The following is a 19,618-nucleotide window of genomic DNA, read 5'->3' as shown; positions in this document are numbered from 1 at the left end:
GACATCCGTTTTTTTCTTGGTGATTGGCGCGATCACTTGACTTCCTCAAAATAATCTTTGTAAAACCCGCCGACTTTTCCGCTGTTGTCGATGACAAAATAAAACTCGTCCGTTTCGCTTTTCACTTCATATACTTTGCCCGGCGTCAACACATTGCTGACCATGTACTTTTCCGCGTTCGTGTGAACGCACTTTACTTTTTTGATCGTCGGCCGGGTCGCCCATGTGTGATGAATCATGGCGTCATCCCCTTATCTAGATGGTGTTCTCTTTTTTATTGTAGCGGGACGGCGCGCCGGCTGCAACTTGGAATTCCCGCTCCCTGCCAAACAGCGATGCCAATGATTGGCTGCAACAGGGGATCATGCTATCATGAGGATGTACCGACGATTCTGAAAGGGGAGATTTCGATGTTTTTGCCTTCGTTTCGCTTGGACGGAAAAACGGCGTTAGTGACGGGAGCCGGACGCGGCATCGGCCGGGCGATCGCGATCGGGTTCGCTGAAGCCGGGGCCGATGTGGCGCTCATCGCCCGCACGGAAGCTGATTTGCAAGAAACGGCAAGCCATATCGAACAGTTCGGCCGGAAAGCGTACATATATCCGCTTGATGTCATCGACCGGAAAGCCGTGCATGACGCCGTCGCCAATGTCAAACAACAAGCCGGATCACTTGATATCGTTGTCAACAACGCTGGCATGAACATCCGCACCCCGGCTTTGGATGTGACGGATCATGAGTGGGAAACGATTATGAACACCAACTTAAAGTCGGCGTTTCTCGTCTCACAAGAAGCCGGTCGCGTCATGAAAGAACAAAAGCAAGGCGGAAACATCATCAACATCGCTTCCGTCGCCGGCCATGTCGCCTTGCGCACCGGGGTTGTGTATGCGGCGACAAAAGCGGCGCTCATCCAAATGACGAAAGTGCTGGCGTTTGAGTGGGGGCGCTACGGCATACGCGTCAACGCGATCGGCCCATGGTATTTCCGGACGCCGCTCACCAAAACGCTGCTTGAGGACGAAGCGTATGTGAACGACATTTTGGCCGTCACGCCGCTCAAGCGGATTGGCGAGCTGCCTGAGCTCGTCGGCCCGGCTGTGTTCCTCGCCTCCGATGCGTCAAGCTATATAACCGGCCAAACGCTATTCGTCGATGGCGGCATGACGATCCACGGCTTTTGAGTAAAACACGCCTTGATGACGCACCCTATAAACGCAGCAGTCCATATCCACAAGGGGGTACCAATGATGGATGAGCAAGAAAGCAAACGGCAATTTCAAGACGATCTGGACCAATACCGAATGGACAACGTCATACACGCCCCGAAGCACTATGTGTACCAAGTCGGCTACGAAGCATCAAGCGGCAACCCGACCGGCGGCCATCGAGACGCGAAAAAAACGCGCGAATGGCCGCACAGCTAGACCGGGAAGGAACTCCCTTTCCGGTTTTTTTGGCTGGCCGATCTCCCCGCTTTGTATAGGCGGCGATCGTTGGGAAAAGAACTTCCTTCGCAATTTTTTGATGAATTCTCTTGCCCCTATAACCAGAGCCCGTCGAATCTGCGGCTGCGCCTTCAGCCTAAGGTGGAGCCAACAACCGCCCGTTATGGCTCATCGCGCACACCCTCAAATTCGATGATGCGCCCGCACGGCTCAACCATCGTTTCGCCGTTCGTTTCCACTTCGCGGAAAATCGGCTGCTCGATGCGGCGGACAGGGCGGTAGCCTTCCTGTTTCATTCGCTCTAAACAGGCGGCGATCGTTTCCCCTTCCGCTACAGTAAACCGTTTTTTCTTCATCGCTTTCCTGGCCAAAGAGGCGCGACCTCCCTCCTACCACTAGAAATGTTGACATATCAAGGCTTCACGACCTTTCCTTATAACTATTGTACCCCAAAAAAGAAGCCGGATCGCTTCATCCGGTTCAGCATGTTTTCTGCACATATTTTCGGTACAGCCCGTACAGCTCCGTCGCCTTGTACGTTTCAATTTTTTTCCGTCCAACCGGATGACGGGCGATGCCCGCCTTTTTCAACTCAGCCACAAGCCATCCTTTCGAGCCGAAATGCGCCATGGGCGCTCCCCCTCCTTTTTCGTGCGGCTTGTCTTTATATATATGCGCCCAAACAAAGGTTGAGAACGCCTTTGGCAACAGCTTATTCATGCTTGCCGCCATGCCCTTTTCCGTGCTTTTTTTCTTTTTTCTCTTTTTTGTTTTTTCCTTTTTCATGGCCGGGCGTACGCGGTTTTTCCTTCACCTTTGGCGGCACGGATTCAGGCGCCTTTGGCTCACGTTTTTTGTGTTCTCGTTCCGCTTGTTTCACAAGCGGCAGCGAGAAGCGGACGACAGGCTCGTCGGCCAGCGCTTTTTCCATCATATGGCGGAAAATGATGGCCGCCGTTTCCCCGCTCGTCGTCGTCAAATAATGTGTTTCGTCCGGCCGGTCATAGCCGAGCCAAAGCGCACCGACCAGCTGCGGCGTATAGCCGACCATCCATTGGTCTTTCACCCCGTCGATGCCGGGGATCGTCATTTCGGTCGACCCGGTTTTGCCCGCAAGCTCCCGCCCCGGGATGGCAGCGCGCTTCCCGGTCCCTTCGCGGATGACGCCTTCGAGCAAAAACGTCATTTGCTGCGCCACTTTCTTGGACGTGACAACCGTTCGCCGCGGCTTCCACTCCGCTACCTTGCGGCCGTAAGCATCAACGATTTTTGTAATGAGATGGCCGTCCAAACGGACGCCGTCATTGGCGAATACGGCGTACGCTTCCGCCATCTCGAGCGGCGAGACGCCGCGGGACATGCCGCCGAGCGCGATGCCGAGCTGGCGGTCCTCTTTTTCCAACGGCAAACCAAACCGGTGCAGCGCCTCCATCCCTTTGTCAAGGCCGATTTCGTTTAACAGCCAGACGGCCGGCACATTGAGCGAATGGATGATCGCCTCATACATCGTCACCGTGCCGCGGTGCGTGTGGTCGTAGTTTTGCGGGCGGTAGCCGCCGAGATTAAGCGGCTCGTCTTTGAGCAGCGAAAACGGCCCGTACCCTTGTTCGAGCGCCGGCGTGTACACGGCGAGCGGCTTGAGCGTTGACCCCGGTTGACGCCTGAGCTCTGTGGCGCGATTGAAACCGCGGAACACATGGCGGCCGCGGCCGCCGACAAGCGCCTTCACCCCGCCCGTTTTCGGGTCGAGCAGCACTGCTCCGCTTTGGACAGGCACACCGTCCGGGCTTGATGGAAACAGCGAATCATTCGCATACACGGCTTCAAGCGCTTGTTGCATGTTCGGGTCAAGCTCCGTGTAAATGCGGAGCCCCCCGGAAAGGACATCGCTTTGCGTCAGGCCGTATTGTGCAATCGCTTCGTGGATTAGTTCATCGACGTAGTACGGATATTTTCCGGCATACGGGTCGCGTTTTGGTTCCTGTTGAATGGCAATGTGCTCGTTTTTCGCGGCGATCCACTCTTGATCATCGATATAGCCTTGTTCTTTCATGAGCGACAAGACGACATTGCGCCGGGCGACCGCCTTATCGTAATGACGGACCGGCGATAAAGCGGACGGTGCTTTGATGAGACCAGCCAACATGGCGGATTCGCTTAGCGTCAACTCAGAAACGTCTTTGCCAAAGTACGTTTTCGCCGCGCTGGCCACCCCCCACGCCCCCGCACCGAAATAAATGCGATTGATGTACATTTCTAAAATTTCTTGTTTGCTGTACGTGCGCTCAATTTTTTGTGCGATCAACCATTCCTTCCATTTGCGTGTCAACGTTTTTTCATTCGTTAAAAAGACGTTTTTCGCCAGCTGTTGAGTGATCGTGCTGCCGCCCTCGACCCACGCCCCGGCGCGAATGTTGCGCCACATCGCGCGCAAAAGCCCATAATAATCGACGCCATCATGCTCGTAAAAGCGGCGGTCTTCCGTCGCGACGATGGCCTCAAGAAAATAGTTGGGCACCCTGTCGATCGGCACTTCTTCGATGTTTGCCGCCGCGAGCTTGCTCGCGATGCGGCCGTGTTCATCATAAATGATTGTCGCTGCCGGCAACGGTGTTTCCAAGGCGGCAATGTTTTGTCGATCAATCGCCCACTCGAGCGCAGCAACAACGGCGGCCAAAGCCAAGGCGGCGACAACGAGCGCCTGCAGCCAACACCGTCTTCGTCTTGTTTGTCTCATTTGCTGCCTGCTTTGCGCCTCCACAATGTTCCCCCCTGTCTCTTCGTCACGATTATACGATTCGCAGCCGGCCGCCCGTTTTCGTCTCTTTTCCATGGCTCAAAACAAAAAAGAAGCGGCCGTGTGCGCCGCTTCCCTTGTTTACGCCGATGGCGATTTCTGCTTTTTTCCTTTTAAGAAAAACGCCATGACGAGCGCCACCACCGTTAAGCCAGTAGCGACGAAAAAGGCGTCGTTGATCCCCTCGACCGTTGACCGTTGCTGCACAAGTCCATACAACAGCTGAGCGATCGCCTCATCACTTGGGATGGCCTGTTTCAGTTGGCCGACAAGGCTCATGAACAACGGATTGTTTTCCGTCATTTCATTGCGATAAGCTTCCACATGGAATTTCGTCCGGTTGGACATGATCGTCACCAAGAACGCCGTCCCGAGCGAAGCAGCCACTTGACGAATCGTATTCGACATCGCCGTGCCGTGGCTGTACAAATGGCGCGGCAAGGCGTTCAACCCTTCCGTCATAATCGGCATTCCGAGCATCGACATGCCGAACATGCGGAAAATGTAAAGCCAAATTAAATGGCTATACGGGGTGTCAAGTGTCAGCTTGCTGAACTCCCATGTCGTCACAGCGGTGATGATCAAACCGACAATAGCGAGCATCCGCGCGCCGATGCGGTCAAACACCCAACCAGAGATCGGCGACATGACCGCCATCACAATCGCCCCCGGCAGCAACAGCAAACCGGCATCGAGCGGCGTAAAGCCGCGCAAGTTTTGCAAATACACCGGAAGCAAGACCATGGCGGCAAACATCGCCATGTTAATGACCGAACCGATGACGGTCGCCAACGTAAACACTGGGTAGCGGAACACACGGAAATTGAGCACCGGATGCTCCGAGCGCAGCGAACGCCATGTGAACATGATGAGGAACAAGGCGCCGATGACAAGCGAAACAACCACTTCCGTCTCGCTCCATCCTTTGCTTCCGGCCTCGCTGAAGCCATACAGAACGCCGCCAAACCCGATCGTGGAGTAGACCGCCCCTTGCACGTCCAGCACTGGATTGCCTTTACGCGGCGTATGTTTCAGCCAGACGGAGGCGAGCACAATGTCTAAAATCGCGATCGGCAACACGACGTAAAACAACAGCCGCCATGTATAATGTTCAACGATCCAGCCAGACAGCGTCGGCCCGACCGCCGGCGCAAACATCATGGCGATTCCGACCGTTCCCATGGCCACCCCGCGGCGTTCCGGCGGGAAAATCGACAACATAATGACCATCATCAGCTGCATAATAATGCCGGCCCCGACCGCTTGTGTCAGCCGCCCTGTGAGCATGACGGCAAACGACGGAGCGATCGAGCAGACAAACGCGCCGATGGCGAAAAACGACATGCCCGATAAAAACAACCGTTTCGCTGGAAACTTGGCGATTAAAAACGGGCTGATCGGGATGAGCACCCCGTTGACGAGCATATAGCCGGTCACGAGCCATTGAATCGTCGACGTTTCCACGTTGAAATCTTGCATCATATGCGGCAAGGCGACGTTGATCAACGTTTGATTCAAAATGGCGACAAACGCGCCCAGCATGACCGTCGCCACAACCTTGCCGCGGCTGCCGATATCCCCAAGGCCGCCTTGACCGGCCGGAGCGGCCGGACGCCCATCCGTTCCTGTCGACGGCTCTGCTTTCGTTTCCGCTAACGGTTGAGCGTTGGCTTCCGCCGCTTCATCCGCCGCCTTCCCTGCGGCTGAAGCCGGCTTGCGGCGGCGCAGCGCGATGTTGACCGCCGCCAAGACCAAAACGGCAAACACAATATAACCAATGACAAATGTTGTCATCTTCCATCACCTACTTATGGATGCGGACGGTGACGTTCATGCCCGGCACAAGTCCGGCTCCGCTGTAGTTGTCAATGGAAATCGTCACCGGGATGACTTGGGTCACTTTCGTGTAGTTGCCGGTCGCATTGGAACTTGGCAGCAGACTGAACGTATTCGCTGTCGCGTTGCCGATTTTTTCGACTTTGCCGCTGAATTTGCGATCCGGATACGCATCGACATAAATATCGACGTCTTGCCCGATTTTCACGTCTTCAATATCCGTCTCTTCAATATTCGCCGTCACCCACAAATCGTTCAAATCAAACCCGCGGGCCAGCGGCATCCCCGCGGCGACAAACGAGTCCTTGACTGCGTTTTGCTGCACGATCGTCATCCGATGCGGCACTGTCACCGGAATCGTTGTTTTGCCGTCAAACACCTCGCCGATTTCTTCCCCAGCTGAGAAGGTTTTTCCCGTGTCGCCCCGCCAGGATGTCAGCTTCCCGGACAGCGGCGCAGCGACGGAGATGACCTGGCCGTCGATGCGGGCGTTGTCCGTTTTAATGTAGTTCGTTGCTTCATTCACATAGTAGTAGGCGGCAAAGCCTCCACCGACAAGCAAAATGAGCACAATGATGTTCAGCGCAACCAATCGTTTCACGTTCACCGTCTATTCCTCCCCGAGTAAAATCGCTTTAATTTTTTCATGAAGATGCAAAAACTGTTCAATCTCCTCTGGAGAGACGAGTTCTTGAATGCGGCCAAGCCGCCGGCGCAGCACCGACTGCTCGCCAAACGCTTCCGACACCGTCTCTTTTCCTTTTTCCGTCAAACTCAAAATGACCGCGCGCCGATCTTGCTTCGACGGCTCTCGGACAACAAGGCCGGCGCCGACGAGCCGGTCAACCGTGCCGCTGACATTGCTGTTGCTTAAGTTTAATTTTTCCGCCAAGTCATTCAGGCGAATATGCTCTTTTTTCAGCAGCGTATATAAGACGATCAGCTGCACCTCTGTCACCCCGACGCGGGCGGCGTCCTCGCGGATGAGGCGATAAAGCGCCTTTTGCGTCCGGAAGACAGCGTACATGATGTCCCGGCTGATCCCTTCCATTCATCCCCCTCCTTGCCTCATCTTTCTTGTTGGAATAGTTTCAATACGAATTATCCCTGCACGAAATATGATTATAACATGAAAACAGGGAAAATCAACTATATTGTTTCATGTCTTTTTGAGAAAACATACGCAACGAAAAAGAGTCCAACCGGATGTTTTGCATCCAGTTGGACTCTTTTGCCAACTCCTCATTCGTGAATCCGCGCCGCTGTTGCCGTTGGCTGAATGCAGTTTCTCAACCACGCTCCACCAGGTGGGTGTTCGCAGAAGCGTTCCTGCCGTCCTCCATCACGAATATTGAGGCATGACATTCCCGCTTCAATGTAGAACTCCCTTTTGATTGCCATCGGTTGAAACTTCATTCTACAACGCACAACGCAGCAACGGATTGGTGATTATTATGATACATGATCTGCCGTCCCTTGGCAAGAGGGACAGCCATCCATTTTTTCAAACTGGATACACCCCATGCTTCCGCTCAGAAAAGACCATATACTTGGACATATACGCGTCAAATCGGCGGATGAGCTCGTTGCGCAAATCGTTCGGCGCGACGATTCCGTCGACGACAAGCTCGGAGGCGAGACGGTAAATGTCGATGTCGCGCCGGTATTCCTCGCGTTTTTGTTCGACAAATGCCGCACGCTCTTCTGGCGGCAGCTCGGCAATTTTGTTGGCGTAGACGGCGTTGACGGCCGCTTCCGGCCCCATGACGGCGATTTGCGCGTTCGGAAGCGCCAGGCAGCAATCTGGTTCAAACGCCGGCCCGGCCATCGCGTACAATCCGGCGCCGTACGCTTTGCGAACGATGACCGAGATCTTCGGTACGGTGGCTTCCGACATGGCCGCGATCATTTTCGCCCCATGGCGGATGATGCCGACCCGCTCGACTTTCGTGCCGATCATAAAGCCAGGGACGTCGGCCAAAAACAGAAGCGGGATATGGAACGCGTCGCAAAGCGTGATGAATTTCGCCGCTTTATCAGCCGAATCGTGGAACAATACGCCGCCTTTGACGCGCGGCTGGTTGGCGATGATGCCGATCGGCTGGCCGGCAAGGCGCGCCAGTCCCGTAATGATTTCTGGCGCAAACAGTTTTTTGATTTCACAAAACGATCCTTCGTCAATGATCCGCTCAATCAAATCATACATGTTGAACGGCGCATTTTGGTTTTCTGGCAAAATGTCCTCGATCGTTTTGTCAAACGATTTCGGCGGCTTCGCCTCGACCACCGGCGGCTTTTCGCTGTAATTGGACGGAAAATACGACAAATAACGGCGTGCATAGGCAATCGCTTCTTCTTCGGTTTTCACGAGCACGTCGCCGCAGCCGGAGACGGTGCAATGCATGCGGGCGCCGCCCATCTCTTCGAGCGTCACTTTTTCCCCAATCACCATTTCCGCCATGCGCGGCGAGCCTAAGTACATCGAGGCATTGCCTTCGACCATGATGACAATGTCGCAAAACGCCGGAATATAGGCGCCGCCGGCCGCTGATGGACCGAACAACAAGCACACTTGCGGCACTTTGCCGGACAGCTTCACCTCATTGTAAAAAATGCGCCCCGCCCCGCGCCGGCCGGGAAACATTTCGATTTGGTCCGTAATGCGGGCGCCGGCCGAGTCCACCAAATAAATGATCGGGCAGCGCAGTTTTTCCGCCGTCTCTTGAATGCGGATGATTTTTTCGACGGTGCGCGCTCCCCACGAGCCGGCCTTTACTGTCGAATCGTTCGCCATCACGCAGACGGTGCGGCCATTGATTTTGCCGATGCCGGTCACCACCCCGTCAGCCGGCAAATCGCCCGCCAAACAGTTGGCAAACAATCCGTCTTCCACTTCCAAGCCGTTATCAAGCAGTAAGTTCAGCCGCTCGCGAACAAACAATTTCCCTTGGGCGGCGTTTTTTTCATGATATTTTGGCGCCCCGCCTTTTTTGATGTCAGCAGCCCGCTTTTCAAGCTCCGCTGTCAGCGTTGTGCGCTCTTTCGCCGTTTCGTTCATCCTGATGTCCCTCCTCGCTTCGTTTTTCACCGCTTTTTAGGCGGCGGTTCGTTCATCGCCCCGCGGCCGGTCCGACCTCTCCCGCCCGGCCGTCCACAATCAACCATCCGGCTCGTTCGTTGAACATATCGGCCGCCGTTAGTCCAGCCGCAGGAACGCCTTCTTATTCCCCTTTGTACACCGGCTTTCGTTTTTCTTTAAACGCCTGCAAGCCTTCGAGCCGGTCTTTCGTCGGAATCGTCGCCTCATAAGCGAGCTGTTCAATGGCAAGACCCGTTTCCAAATCAACGTTGAACACGCTTTGCATCGCCCGTTTTGCCTGACGGACGGCAATGGGGGCATTGTCGGCGATTTGCCGCGCCAATTCAAGCGCCCGATCCATCAGCTCGGCGCGCGGCACCGCGTATTCGACAAGGCCGATTCGTTCGGCTTCCTGCGCCGTAATCCGTTTGGCGGCAAAAATGAGCTCTTTCGCCTTTCCGATGCCGACAAGGCGCGGCAGCCGCTGCGTCCCCCCCGCTCCCGGAATGATGCCGAGCGACGTTTCCGTCAGCCCGAGCTGGATGTCATCAGCCGCAAACCGAATGTCGCAAGCCAAGGCAAGCTCCAACCCGCCGCCAAACGCCGAACCGTTTAACACGGCGATGACCGGCTGCGGCACTTTCTCCACCTCGTTGATCGTTTTGCTGATTAAGGCAACAGCCTGCCGCACTTCCGTTTCATTCATCCCCGCCCTCTCTTTCAAATCAGCGCCGGCGCAAAACACCTTGTCTCCCGCCCCAGTCAACATGACGACGCGCACATCTTTTCGAAATTTGATCTCTTGCAAGAGCGCGCCGAGTTCTAAAAGAAGCGCTCTTGACAGCGCATTGGCCGCTTCCGGGCGGTTTAATGTCACAATCGCGATGCCGTTTTCTTGTGTTTCAAACGATACAAGTGTGCTCACGTTTTCTCCCCCTTATGATCAAACCGTTTGCAAATAGCGGCTCGGAAGCGGGCGGCCGATTTTGTCGCGGATAAACAAAGCCGCTTTCGTCAGCCGCTCGACATTGATGCCGGTTTCAATCCCCATGCCGTGAAGCATATATACTAAATCATCGGTGGCGACGTTCCCCGACGCTCCGGGAGCGTATGGACAGCCGCCGAGGCCGCCGAGCGAGCTGTCAAACGTCGTAATTCCCATTTCCATGGACACTAAAATATTGGCCAGCGCCGTCCCTCTCGTGTCATGGAAATGCATGGCGATCCGAGCAGCCGGAAAACGGCGGAGCACGATTGCGAGCACCTCTTCGACTTGCTTGGGCGTCGCTACGCCGATCGTATCGCCAAGCGACAGTTCATCGATGCCCATCGCCAACAGCCGGTCCGCCACCATCAGCACTTGATCGACGGCGACAGGCCCTTCATACGGACAGCCAAATACAGTCGAGACGTACCCACGTACGGTTTTTCCTGCTTGCTTCGCCGTTTTCACAACATCTTCAAGCACGGGAAACGTCGCGGCGATCGATTTGTTAATGTTTTTTTGGTTGTGCGTTTCGCTCGCTGACATAAAGACGCCGACTTCATCGACTCCGGCGGCAAGCGCCCGCTCAAGCCCCTTTTCGTTTGGGACGAGCGCCGCATATGTGACGCCGGCTTTTCGGCGGATACCGGCTGCGACTTCGGCGGCGTCCGCAAGCTGCGGAATCCATTTCGGATGGACGAAGGAGGTCACCTCAATGTACGACAACCCAGTTTCTGACAATAGGTTGATCCAGGCGATTTTATCGGCGGTCGCGATCGGCGTTGCTTCGTTTTGCAGGCCGTCGCGCGGGCCGACTTCTTTGATCGTCACCTTCGCCGGCCATCGGCTCATGCTCTGCTCCCCCTTTTACTCAATCTCGACAAGCACGTCGCCTTCGTTCACGAAATCTCCTTCCTGCACGTGGATGTGCTTCACGACGCCGGACGTTTCCACAGCAATCGGAATCTCCATTTTCATCGATTCCAAAATGACGACATCTTGGCCTTCTTCCACACGGTCACCGACGGCGACGACAATTTTCCACACACTTCCTGCCATCGTTGCAGTTATTTGATTCATCGTTTCTTCCCCCATTCATTTCTGCTTCATTTCGTTTTTAATGGTTTCCAATGTTTCAAAAGGAAATCGGTCGTCGTATCCCCCGCTTGAAACGCCGGATGGGACAACACGGCCTCAAGCAGCGGAATGTTCGTTTTAATCCCTTCGACGCGATAGTCTCGAAGCGCTTCGAGCAAGCGTTCAATCGCCGTTTGCCGATCCGGTCCTTTCGCGATCAACTTCGCGATCATCGGATCATAAAACGGCGTGACCGTGATGCCGCTTTGAACCGCCGTTTCATGGCGAATCCATTCGCCTTGCGGGGCGGAAAACGCCGTAATGCGGCCGGGCGACGGGTAAAACGTGTTCGGATCTTCGGCATAAATGCGCACTTCAATGGCGTGGCCGTCCCGGCGAATCTCTTCTTGTTGATAGCGGAGCGGCTCGCCGGCGGCGATGCGCAGCTGCTCTTCGACGATGTCGATGCCGGTGATTTCTTCCGTCACCGGGTGCTCGACTTGCAGCCGAGTGTTCATCTCAAGAAAATAAAAGTTTTTCTGTTCATCGACGAGAAATTCGACCGTGCCAGCGTTTGCATAACCGATGTAACGCGCAGCCCGCACCGCCGCCTCCCCCATCTTCCGCCGCGTCTCTTCATCCAAAAACGGCGACGGCGCCTCTTCGACTACTTTTTGGTGGCGGCGCTGGATCGAACATTCACGCTCCCATAAGTAGACGCAGTTGCCATTTTGGTCGGCAAGAAGCTGAATTTCAATATGGCGCGGGCGTTCAATATATTTTTCAATGTACATCGTCCCGTCGCCGAAAAACGAAGCGGCCCGTTTTTGGCTCCCTTCAAACACTTGGCGCAGCTCAGCTTCATCGCGAGCAATATGCATGCCGATGCCGCCGCCGCCGGCTGACGCCTTCAACATGACCGGATAGCCGATTGAAACCGCCGCTTTGGCCGCCTCGTCGGCGCCATCAAGCGCAAAGGAAACGCCCGGGACGATCGGCACGCCGGCTTTTTCCATCGTCCGCCGCGCTTCGATTTTGCTGCCCATCGCCGCAATGACGTCCGCCTTCGGACCGATGAAGACGATTCCTTCTTCCTCGCAGCGGCGGGCAAACGCTGGATTTTCCGACAACAGCCCATAGCCGGGATGGATCGCCTCCGCTTTCGCCGCTTTGGCAACCTCAATGATTTTTTCGATATTTAAATAGCTTTCCGCGACGCGCGGCTTGCCGATCAAATACGCTTCATCCGCGAGCGAGACATGAAGCGAATCGGCGTCCGCTTCCGAATAGACGGCGACGGTCCGGATGCCAAGCTTTTGGCACGTGCGGATGACGCGAGCGGCGATTTCGCCGCGGTTGGCAATCAACACTTTCGTAAACATCGTCTCACCCTTTCGCCAATAGTGGGGCTGCCGGCGGCCGAACCGTTCAGCCGCCGGACAACGTTCACTTCGTCAAGCCAAGGCGTTCTTTCGCCATTTCCCGCAGCTTAAACTTTTGAATTTTGCCGGATGCGGTCATCGGGTACGAATCGGTAAACTCGATGTAGCGCGGGATTTTATGCCGGGAAATGTTGCCGCGGCAAAACTCGCGAATCTCCTCAGCGGTCGCCGTTTCGCCGTCTTTTAAGATGATCCACGCCATCACTTCTTCCCCGTATACTTCATCGGGCACGCCGACGACTTGAACGTCCAAAATTTTCGGGTGTTTGTACAAAAACTCTTCGATTTCGCGCGGATAAATGTTCTCCCCGCCGCGGATGATCATATCTTTCAGCCGGCCGGTGATGCGGCAGTAACCGTTTTCATCCATCGTCGCCAAATCACCGGTGTGCAGCCAGCCGTCTGCATCGATCGCTTCATTTGTCGCTTCCGGGTTGTTGTAATATCCTTTCATGACATGATAGCCGCGCGTGCACAGTTCCCCTTGCACCCCCCGCGGCACTTCCTTGTTCGTGCCCGGCTCGACGATTTTCACTTCCACGCCCGGCAAGGCGCGGCCAACCGTTTCGACACGCAGCTCAAGCGGATCGTCGGTGCGCGTTTGCGTGATGACTGGGGACGCTTCCGTCTGCCCGTAGGCGATCGTAATGTCTTTCATCCCCATTTTCTCGATGACCGCCTTCATCACTTCGACCGGGCAAGGAGAACCGGCCATAATGCCCGTGCGCAGCGATGACAAATCGTATTTGGCAAAATCCGGGTCGTTGAGCTCGGCGATGAACATCGTCGGCACGCCGTGAAGCGCCGTGCACCGCTCCGCTTCCACCGTCTCGAGCACCCGCTTCGGATGAAACTCCACAACCGGCACCATCGTCGCCCCGACCGTCACACATGCAAGCGTGCTCATGACGCAGCCGAAGCAATGGAAAAACGGCACCGGAATGCACAATCGATCGCCTTCGCCAAGTCCCATGCATTGCGCCACTTGGTGGGCGTTGTTGACGATGTTGTAATGCGTGAGCATAACCCCTTTTGGGAAGCCGGTCGTCCCTGATGTGTACTGCATGTTGATGACATCGTGCGGATCAAGGCTTTCAAGCCGCGCATCGAGCTCTTCTTCGGTCACTTCATGCGCCATCGCTAAGATGTCGTTCCATGTAAACATGCCCGGGTACCGTTTGTCGCCAAGAAAGATCACGTTTTTCAACTTCGGCAGCCGTTTCGATTGCAGCTGCCCAGGCGCCGATGTACGCAGCTCGGGAACGATTTCATACAAAATATCGATATACGACGAATCGCGATATTGCTCGATCAAAAAGAGCGTCGTCGAATCCGATTGCTTAAGCAAATACTCAAGCTCCGCCGCCCGGTAGTTCGTATTGACCGTAACGAGCACCGCCCCCATTTTTCCGGTCGCAAACTGGCAGGCGATCCATTCCGGAACGTTCGTCGCCCAAATGGCGACATGCTCCCCTTTTTCGATGCCAAGCCGCATCAACCCGCGCGCAACGAGGCGGCAATAATCGTTAAACTGCCGATACGTCAGACGCAATCCACGGTCGGCATACACGACCGCCTCACGATCCGCATATTGTCTGGCTCTTTCTTCCAACAAATTCCCCACAGTCACCGTCAACATCGGCCGTTTCCTCCCCTTTGTCCGAATTCATTGTTATGGATATGCAGGCATTTCCGCTTTTAGCATCCGAGCTGGCGGGCGATGACGAGCCGTTGGATTTCTGATGTGCCTTCGCCGATTTCCATGAGCTTGACGTCCCGCAAATGGCGCTCAACGCCGTACTCTTTCATATAGCCGCAACCGCCGTGAATTTGAATCGCCTGGTTGCAGACGCGGAATCCCATTTCCGAGGCGAACAGCTTGGCGAACGACGCTTCTTTTGTAAACGGTTTCCCTTGATCCTTCAACCAAGCCGCTTTGTACACCATATTGCGGGCGAGCTCAATTTCCATCGCCATGTCAGCGAGCTTAAACTGGATCGCTTGAAACTTGGAAATCGGTTGGCCAAACTGAACGCGTTCTTTCGCATATTGAAGCGCTTTCTCAAACGCCGCTTGGGCGATGCCGACAGCTAAAGCAGCGATGGAAATGCGGCCGCCATCAAGCGTGTACAAAAACTGTTTAAATCCTTTCTGCGGATCGCCTAAGACGTTCTCTTTCGGCACCCGGACGTTCTCAAAAACAAGTTCGCACGTATTGGACGCGCGGACACCCATCTTGTCGTAATTCGAACGGATTGTAAATCCTGGGGAGTCAGTTGGCACGATGAGAGCGGTGATGATGTTTTTGCCGCGCGCATCTTTGCCCGTGACGGCGGTGACAATGACTTGCCGCGCGTATTGGGCGTTCGTGATCCAACATTTTTCGCCATTAATGACATATTCATCGCCATCAAGCACCGCGGTTGTGCGCGTGCCGCCGGCATCGGACCCGGCGTTCGGCTCCGTGAGCCCAAAAGCGCCAAGCGTCTCTCCTTTCGCCATCGGCACGAGCCATTTTTGTTTTTGTTCCTCTGTCCCGAAGTAGTAGATCGGGCTCGCTCCGAGCGACACAGCGGCCGCATAGCTTAGCCCGGTGCCGCCGCAGGCGCGGCCGATTTCTTCAACGGCAATGGCATACGAAATCGTATCGCCCCCAGCACCGCCGTATTCTTCCGGAAACGGCAGGCCCAACAGCCCCAACTCGCCCATTTTGCGGAAGACATCCAGCGGAAAATGCGCCTCTTCATCCCATTTCGCCGCGTAAGGGGCAATTTCCTTCTCGGCGAAATCGCGAACCATCTCTTTAATCATTTGTTGTTCTTTTGTCAACGAAAAGTCCATGCTCTCCCTCTCCCCCGTTTAAAAATGATTTATACTAAAACCGACCAGTCGGTTTCCGACCGTCATAAATAATCGGATATCCAAGACCGACTGGTTGGTCTGTGAACAGCAAACCGCTTATTCGGCGGCCGGCCGCAACAAAAACCGCATGGCGGCCGCATGTTCCGTTTGGCGAAGCACCGCGTGCAAAATGAAATCAGCGAAATACGCTGCAATCTCCTCGATGGACAACGGACCGTCCGGATTGTACCATTTGTACGTCCAGTTCACCATGCCGATGATCGACATACCGGTGATCTCCACCGATAACTCTGGACGAAACTCCCCGGCCTCGATCCCTTCGCGGATGACGCGGAAAATGATTTGTTTAAATTCCTCACGCTTTTCATTGATCGGCTCCGCGTATTCCGGTTTTAAGTACATGCTCTCTTGGTAAAATACGGTGATGTGCGGTTTGTACAAGTGAAACACTTTGACAAACGACTGAACGATGGCATACAAGCGCTCAGTCGGCGTCGAAAAGCTTTCATACGCTTCCTGTGCTTTCGTAAGCGCGTAGGTAATAAAAACGTCATGAATATGGTAAAGCAACTCATCTTTCGATTTGAAATTATGGTAAAAACCGCCTTTGGAGGTGTCGCTTTCGGCCACGATGCGGTCAACCGTCACGCCGTGGTAGCCGTATTTCTCAAATAAACGAAGCGCCGTATCGATAATGCGGTCTCTGAGCGGTTTGTCAGCCATAATGATCTCCTTCGTCGTTGATCGTATAGCATTTTCAGAAAAAAAGGAATATTTCTCTTATCCATTAAGATACTCGATTGCTGGCAGCATTGTCAATAAAAACTGTTCTGCCGCCTGAAAAAACGAGGGGGATTTTAACATGCACCGTCTGGCGCTTCCCCCGGCCGGCTCTTGCCTGATATAAACCGCTGCGGACATACAAATCATACATAATAGCGGCCGTTTTTCCAAAAAATAATGATCGGAGGTGGCTTCTGTTGGAACCGATGCTATGCCCAAGTTGCAAAACGAACCGGACGCGGTTTCACCTCATCGAGCAGCATCCGCGCGCAGTGAAGATCGACCCGTACAACGGCGAGATTGAACAGGAATATACAAATGACGCGCTTGAACCGTTCCATCTTCCGTACCGCGGTCCGAGCTACCGCGTCCAATGCGGCGTCTGCGGGCTCATCGAAGATGCGGACATGTTCATCCAGCGCGCTAAATCGTCTCCATTGAGGTGATTCCATATGGCGAACAAAAAACAAACACCTTCTTCCATCGTTGACCAAAAACAGCTCGTCAACGACAAGGCAAAAGCGATGCGGGAGCACGGCGGTCAGCACATTCGCCGCGTCACGCCAAACGGGGCGGACGGGCAATAAACGCCGGCTTGCTTCTGCGCAGAAGCAAGCCGGCGGAGCTTCCGCTTTTCGTTGCTAGCGGTACATCGCCCACAGCCCGATATCGCGAAAACCAAGGCGGCGGTAGATGCGGCCAGCGGCCGGGTTGTCGTAAAACAAGCACGGCATCTTCCCTTCAGCGAGCAAATCGCAAACGAGCTTCGCCACGATGGCGCTCGCATACCCTTTCCCTCGATGCTCCTGATCCGTGCAGACGCCGACGATCATCGCTAACAATGAGTTTTCCGCTGATGTCGATGCCGCGGCCACCATTCGGCCGTCTTGTTCAATGTAGTACGTTCTAGCTGAATTGGTTTCCATCCCTTTCACTAGCATATCGCGGGACGACGGCCTCGTCTCAAATTCGGCAATGCGGCGCCGCAAGTCGAGAATCCGGTCGACATCGGCCAATTCGGCTTTTTTGACGGCGAACGCCCCCATTTCTTGGCGAGCGTATTCATCCGTCCGACACTCGCAAAAGTAAAGCGTTCGCTTCGTCCCAAGCGGCAGCCGCTCTTCGAACTGCCTGACAATTTCCGCCTTGCCGGACAGCTGAATGGGCGACGACGGGCCGGCCGTCTCGCGGATGAGACGAGCAAAGCCATCGGCATCAAAATCGCCAGGCGCGTACAGAATGTAGGAATCGTAATAACGGAGCAGCACCGCCTTCAGCGAGCCGGCATCGTCAAACTGCCCCCAAACGTCTTGGAAATCGGCGTCATAGCCAAACGACTCAATATCGCCGATGATAAATAAATTGAACGACGGATCTTGCTGCAAAAACGAAAATACTTGTTGGTGGTCTTCAGCCGTTAACCGGCGAATCATGGCGCTCCCCCGCTTTTCGGATGATATTTTTTCCATTATACTATGAATAATCACTGTTGCCAATGGCATTTGTGGCGCCAAAGTGAGAGGCTGCCGATGCCGCCAGTCCGCATCGGCCAACTGCAAAGAAAGGAGGAAGCCCGCTCTCAAAAAAAAGCGAGGCGACTATGCCGATGAAGTTTATTGACGAGCTGTACGAATACTACAAAGACCGGCTGACCGGAGATGAAGAAGACGCCGAAGCGGTGGCGCGATGTCGATTTTGGATGAACTCGACCGCCGCGATGTGCTCAAGCTGATCGATGAGATGACGGATGAAGAGCTGCTTGGGATGTTTGGCTTGTACGTATTCGAAAGCTTGAAAGCGAAAATGGCCCGCGAAGGCCTCGGCGCGACGCGGCCGCAAGACGCGCCGCGCGTGCATTGACAAAACGGCTGTCCCCCCCATGTCATAAGGAACAGCCGCTATGTGGGGCAAATGATGCTTTCGTATTCATTTGGCAGCCCTGTGAACATGATTTCGAAGACGTTTTTCCACTGCTTGCTTAACAGACAGTGGTGAAACACAAACCGTTTTCCCATCGCGCGCTCATCGGTAAAACTGTACATCATAGCCTTCTTTCAATAACACTTGGTAAATTTGCTGAATATGGTCTTCGTTTTTTGTCTCGAGCGAAAAATGAATTTCCGCCTGGCCAGGCAACACTTTGGCGCCGATGCGCTGATGGTGGATCGACATGACATTCGCCTCAAGCTCGGCGATAATGCGAAGCAGTTTGTTCAACTGGCCCGGCTTGTCGGAGATGACCGTTGTAAACGTAACGAATCGCCCGGCTTCGACAAGCCCCCGCTCAATAATGCGGGAAATGAGCGTCACATCGACGTTGCCGCCGCTTAGCACAGCGACGACTTTTTTGCCGCGAAACGGCAGCTTTTGATACAACAATGCCGCCAATGGACAAGCGGCCGCCCCTTCGATTAACAGCTTGTTCCGCTCGAGCACATACAGCATCGTCCGTGAAATTTCCGCCTCTTCCACGCACACAATGCCATCGACGTATTGCTCAATGTATTGGTACGTAATATTGCCCGGCTTTTTTACGGCAATCCCATCGGCGATCGTATTCGACGCGGCAATGGAGACGGGCTGTTTATGGCGTATGGCCGCCGTCATGCCCGGACAAGCCGATGACTCAACGCCGTACACTTCAACCGATGGCTTCAGCTGTTTTAACGTAAACGCCACCCCAGCAAGCAACCCACCGCCCCCGACCGGACAAAGAACGACATCGATGTCGGGAAGCTGCTCGATCAGCTCCAAACCAATCGTCCCTTGTCCAGCCATCACCGCCAAGTCGTCAAACGGGTGTACAAACGTCATTCCCCGTTCGCGCTGCAACTCTAACGCATATTCCAAAGACTCGTCAAACACATCGCCGTACAGCACGACTTCCGCCCCGTAGCTTTTCGTCGCTTCAATTTTGCTGAGCGGTGCTCCTTTCGGCATGACGATCATGCACGGAATATGAAGCATGCCGCTTGCATAGGCAACCCCTTGGGCGTGGTTGCCGGCCGAGGCGGCGATCACGCCGCGCGCCCGCTCTTCTTCCGTGAGCGACATAATTTTATTGAATGAACCTCTTACTTTAAACGAACCCGTTTTTTGCAAGTTTTCCAGTTTCATATATACGTCGTTGCCGGACAGCCGGCTGAACGTTTGTGAATGCTCAAGCGGCGTTTCATGGACGACGCCTTTCATTTTCTCCCGCGCTTGTTCAATGTCTGCTAACGTCAACATCATCAAACCACCCTTTCTGATCGGCGATCGGTTCTTGTTCGCCCCGCTTTATTATATACAAAACATTTCACCGCCGAC

Annotated in this window: 21 protein-coding genes, 1 other RNA gene and 1 pseudogene; 5 read left to right on the top strand and 18 right to left on the bottom strand. The window is 54.6% G+C overall.

Annotation, left to right across the window (positions count from 1 at the left end; genetic code table 11):
- Positions 1-32: 32 nt before the first annotated feature.
- Positions 33-239: a DUF6501 family protein gene (locus LG52_RS06195; protein WP_011231108.1), complete on the bottom strand. Its 207-nt coding sequence runs from the start codon at positions 237-239 to the stop codon at positions 33-35.
- A 171-nt stretch (positions 240-410) separates the two neighbouring features.
- Here LG52_RS06195 and LG52_RS06190 point away from each other — a divergent pair, with 171 nt between their 5' ends.
- On the top strand, positions 411-1,184 hold the full coding sequence (locus LG52_RS06190; protein ID WP_011231107.1) for an SDR family NAD(P)-dependent oxidoreductase: 774 nt from the start codon (positions 411-413) through the stop codon (positions 1,182-1,184).
- Positions 1,185-1,250: 66 nt separating this feature from the next.
- The gene (locus LG52_RS06185; RefSeq protein WP_173400022.1) at positions 1,251-1,427 is read left to right on the top strand and encodes a hypothetical protein; all 177 of its coding nucleotides are present in this window, start codon (positions 1,251-1,253) and stop codon (positions 1,425-1,427) included.
- 182 nt (positions 1,428-1,609) lie between these two features.
- Here the strand turns inward: LG52_RS06185 and LG52_RS06180 are convergent, their stop codons facing one another.
- The 15 genes from LG52_RS06180 to LG52_RS06120 form a co-directional block, all read right to left on the bottom strand.
- Positions 1,610-1,804: an NETI motif-containing protein gene (locus LG52_RS06180; protein WP_044733126.1), complete on the bottom strand. Its 195-nt coding sequence runs from the start codon at positions 1,802-1,804 to the stop codon at positions 1,610-1,612.
- Between the two features lie 124 nt (positions 1,805-1,928).
- Positions 1,929-2,078, bottom strand: coding sequence for a YflJ family protein (locus tag LG52_RS18815; RefSeq protein ID WP_075261895.1), 150 nt, complete (start codon positions 2,076-2,078; stop codon positions 1,929-1,931).
- An 82-nt stretch (positions 2,079-2,160) separates the two neighbouring features.
- Positions 2,161-4,185, bottom strand: coding sequence for a transglycosylase domain-containing protein (locus tag LG52_RS06175; RefSeq protein ID WP_231584426.1), 2,025 nt, complete (start codon positions 4,183-4,185; stop codon positions 2,161-2,163).
- Between the two features lie 141 nt (positions 4,186-4,326).
- Positions 4,327-6,039: a DHA2 family efflux MFS transporter permease subunit gene (locus tag LG52_RS06170; protein WP_044731288.1), complete on the bottom strand. Its 1,713-nt coding sequence runs from the start codon at positions 6,037-6,039 to the stop codon at positions 4,327-4,329.
- A 10-nt stretch (positions 6,040-6,049) separates the two neighbouring features.
- The gene (locus LG52_RS06165) at positions 6,050-6,688 is read right to left on the bottom strand and encodes an HlyD family secretion protein (protein ID WP_014195721.1); all 639 of its coding nucleotides are present in this window, start codon (positions 6,686-6,688) and stop codon (positions 6,050-6,052) included.
- A gap of 3 nt (positions 6,689-6,691) precedes the next feature.
- Complete coding sequence (locus LG52_RS06160; RefSeq protein WP_011231100.1) at positions 6,692-7,132, bottom strand: MarR family winged helix-turn-helix transcriptional regulator; 441 nt, start codon at positions 7,130-7,132, stop codon at positions 6,692-6,694.
- A 201-nt stretch (positions 7,133-7,333) separates the two neighbouring features.
- Positions 7,334-7,522, bottom strand: a non-coding RNA gene (gene ssrS / locus LG52_RS18810) — 6S RNA.
- A gap of 63 nt (positions 7,523-7,585) precedes the next feature.
- Positions 7,586-9,139 carry an acyl-CoA carboxylase subunit beta gene (locus LG52_RS06155; protein WP_156135628.1) on the bottom strand — a complete coding sequence of 518 codons (1,554 nt, stop codon included), beginning with the start codon at positions 9,137-9,139 and terminating at the stop codon, positions 7,586-7,588.
- A 163-nt stretch (positions 9,140-9,302) separates the two neighbouring features.
- On the bottom strand, positions 9,303-10,085 hold the full coding sequence (locus LG52_RS06150) for an enoyl-CoA hydratase (RefSeq protein WP_044731287.1): 783 nt from the start codon (positions 10,083-10,085) through the stop codon (positions 9,303-9,305).
- An 18-nt stretch (positions 10,086-10,103) separates the two neighbouring features.
- On the bottom strand, positions 10,104-10,997 hold the full coding sequence (locus LG52_RS06145; protein WP_044731286.1) for a hydroxymethylglutaryl-CoA lyase: 894 nt from the start codon (positions 10,995-10,997) through the stop codon (positions 10,104-10,106).
- A gap of 15 nt (positions 10,998-11,012) precedes the next feature.
- Complete coding sequence (locus LG52_RS06140) at positions 11,013-11,225, bottom strand: acetyl-CoA carboxylase biotin carboxyl carrier protein subunit (RefSeq protein WP_044733124.1); 213 nt, start codon at positions 11,223-11,225, stop codon at positions 11,013-11,015.
- 26 nt (positions 11,226-11,251) lie between these two features.
- Positions 11,252-12,604, bottom strand: a complete 1,353-nt coding sequence (accC, locus tag LG52_RS06135; RefSeq protein ID WP_044731285.1) for an acetyl-CoA carboxylase biotin carboxylase subunit — start codon at positions 12,602-12,604, stop codon at positions 11,252-11,254.
- 64 nt (positions 12,605-12,668) lie between these two features.
- Positions 12,669-14,303, bottom strand: a complete 1,635-nt coding sequence (locus LG52_RS06130) for an AMP-binding protein (RefSeq protein ID WP_044731284.1) — start codon at positions 14,301-14,303, stop codon at positions 12,669-12,671.
- 59 nt (positions 14,304-14,362) lie between these two features.
- Complete coding sequence (locus LG52_RS06125; RefSeq protein ID WP_044731283.1) at positions 14,363-15,505, bottom strand: acyl-CoA dehydrogenase; 1,143 nt, start codon at positions 15,503-15,505, stop codon at positions 14,363-14,365.
- Between the two features lie 117 nt (positions 15,506-15,622).
- Positions 15,623-16,249: a TetR/AcrR family transcriptional regulator gene (locus LG52_RS06120; protein WP_044731282.1), complete on the bottom strand. Its 627-nt coding sequence runs from the start codon at positions 16,247-16,249 to the stop codon at positions 15,623-15,625.
- Positions 16,250-16,506: 257 nt separating this feature from the next.
- Between LG52_RS06120 and LG52_RS06115 the strand changes: the two genes are divergently transcribed.
- Both LG52_RS06115 and LG52_RS20780 read left to right on the top strand, forming a co-directional pair.
- On the top strand, positions 16,507-16,755 hold the full coding sequence (locus tag LG52_RS06115; RefSeq protein ID WP_044731281.1) for a hypothetical protein: 249 nt from the start codon (positions 16,507-16,509) through the stop codon (positions 16,753-16,755).
- A 6-nt stretch (positions 16,756-16,761) separates the two neighbouring features.
- Positions 16,762-16,896, top strand: coding sequence for a hypothetical protein (locus LG52_RS20780; RefSeq protein WP_269430047.1), 135 nt, complete (start codon positions 16,762-16,764; stop codon positions 16,894-16,896).
- A gap of 54 nt (positions 16,897-16,950) precedes the next feature.
- Here the strand turns inward: LG52_RS20780 and LG52_RS06110 are convergent, their stop codons facing one another.
- Entirely contained in the window at positions 16,951-17,742 is a 792-nt protein-coding gene (locus LG52_RS06110) for a GNAT family N-acetyltransferase (RefSeq protein WP_044731280.1), read from the bottom strand.
- A 167-nt stretch (positions 17,743-17,909) separates the two neighbouring features.
- Here LG52_RS06110 and LG52_RS06105 point away from each other — a divergent pair.
- Positions 17,910-18,169: pseudogene (locus LG52_RS06105) on the top strand (DUF6154 family protein).
- A gap of 162 nt (positions 18,170-18,331) precedes the next feature.
- Here LG52_RS06105 and ilvA read toward each other — a convergent pair.
- Positions 18,332-19,540, bottom strand: coding sequence for a threonine ammonia-lyase (gene ilvA / locus LG52_RS06100; protein ID WP_044733123.1), 1,209 nt, complete (start codon positions 19,538-19,540; stop codon positions 18,332-18,334).
- Positions 19,541-19,618 lie beyond the last annotated feature (78 nt).

Origin of the sequence: Geobacillus kaustophilus, assembly GCF_000948285.1 — a bacterium.
Taxonomy (GTDB): domain Bacteria; phylum Bacillota; class Bacilli; order Bacillales; family Anoxybacillaceae; genus Geobacillus; species Geobacillus thermoleovorans_A.
This window is presented reverse-complemented; position numbering and strand designations above follow the sequence as displayed.

Coding starts and splice junctions, on each gene's coding strand:
- LG52_RS06195 (WP_011231108.1), bottom strand. CDS start 239: ATGATTCATCACACATGGGCGACCCGGCCGACGATCAAAAAAGTAAAG.
- LG52_RS06190 (WP_011231107.1), top strand. CDS start 411: ATGTTTTTGCCTTCGTTTCGCTTGGACGGAAAAACGGCGTTAGTGACG.
- LG52_RS06185 (WP_173400022.1), top strand. CDS start 1,251: ATGGATGAGCAAGAAAGCAAACGGCAATTTCAAGACGATCTGGACCAA.
- LG52_RS06180 (WP_044733126.1), bottom strand. CDS start 1,804: ATGAAGAAAAAACGGTTTACTGTAGCGGAAGGGGAAACGATCGCCGCC.
- LG52_RS18815 (WP_075261895.1), bottom strand. CDS start 2,078: ATGGCGCATTTCGGCTCGAAAGGATGGCTTGTGGCTGAGTTGAAAAAG.
- LG52_RS06175 (WP_231584426.1), bottom strand. CDS start 4,185: ATGAGACAAACAAGACGAAGACGGTGTTGGCTGCAGGCGCTCGTTGTC.
- LG52_RS06170 (WP_044731288.1), bottom strand. CDS start 6,039: ATGACAACATTTGTCATTGGTTATATTGTGTTTGCCGTTTTGGTCTTG.
- LG52_RS06160 (WP_011231100.1), bottom strand. CDS start 7,132: ATGGAAGGGATCAGCCGGGACATCATGTACGCTGTCTTCCGGACGCAA.
- LG52_RS06155 (WP_156135628.1), bottom strand. CDS start 9,139: ATGAACGAAACGGCGAAAGAGCGCACAACGCTGACAGCGGAGCTTGAA.
- LG52_RS06145 (WP_044731286.1), bottom strand. CDS start 10,997: ATGAGCCGATGGCCGGCGAAGGTGACGATCAAAGAAGTCGGCCCGCGC.
- LG52_RS06140 (WP_044733124.1), bottom strand. CDS start 11,225: ATGAATCAAATAACTGCAACGATGGCAGGAAGTGTGTGGAAAATTGTC.
- accC (WP_044731285.1), bottom strand. CDS start 12,604: ATGTTTACGAAAGTGTTGATTGCCAACCGCGGCGAAATCGCCGCTCGC.
- LG52_RS06130 (WP_044731284.1), bottom strand. CDS start 14,303: ATGTTGACGGTGACTGTGGGGAATTTGTTGGAAGAAAGAGCCAGACAA.
- LG52_RS06125 (WP_044731283.1), bottom strand. CDS start 15,505: ATGGACTTTTCGTTGACAAAAGAACAACAAATGATTAAAGAGATGGTT.
- LG52_RS06120 (WP_044731282.1), bottom strand. CDS start 16,249: ATGGCTGACAAACCGCTCAGAGACCGCATTATCGATACGGCGCTTCGT.
- LG52_RS20780 (WP_269430047.1), top strand. CDS start 16,762: ATGGCGAACAAAAAACAAACACCTTCTTCCATCGTTGACCAAAAACAG.
- LG52_RS06110 (WP_044731280.1), bottom strand. CDS start 17,742: ATGATTCGCCGGTTAACGGCTGAAGACCACCAACAAGTATTTTCGTTT.
- ilvA (WP_044733123.1), bottom strand. CDS start 19,540: ATGTTGACGTTAGCAGACATTGAACAAGCGCGGGAGAAAATGAAAGGC.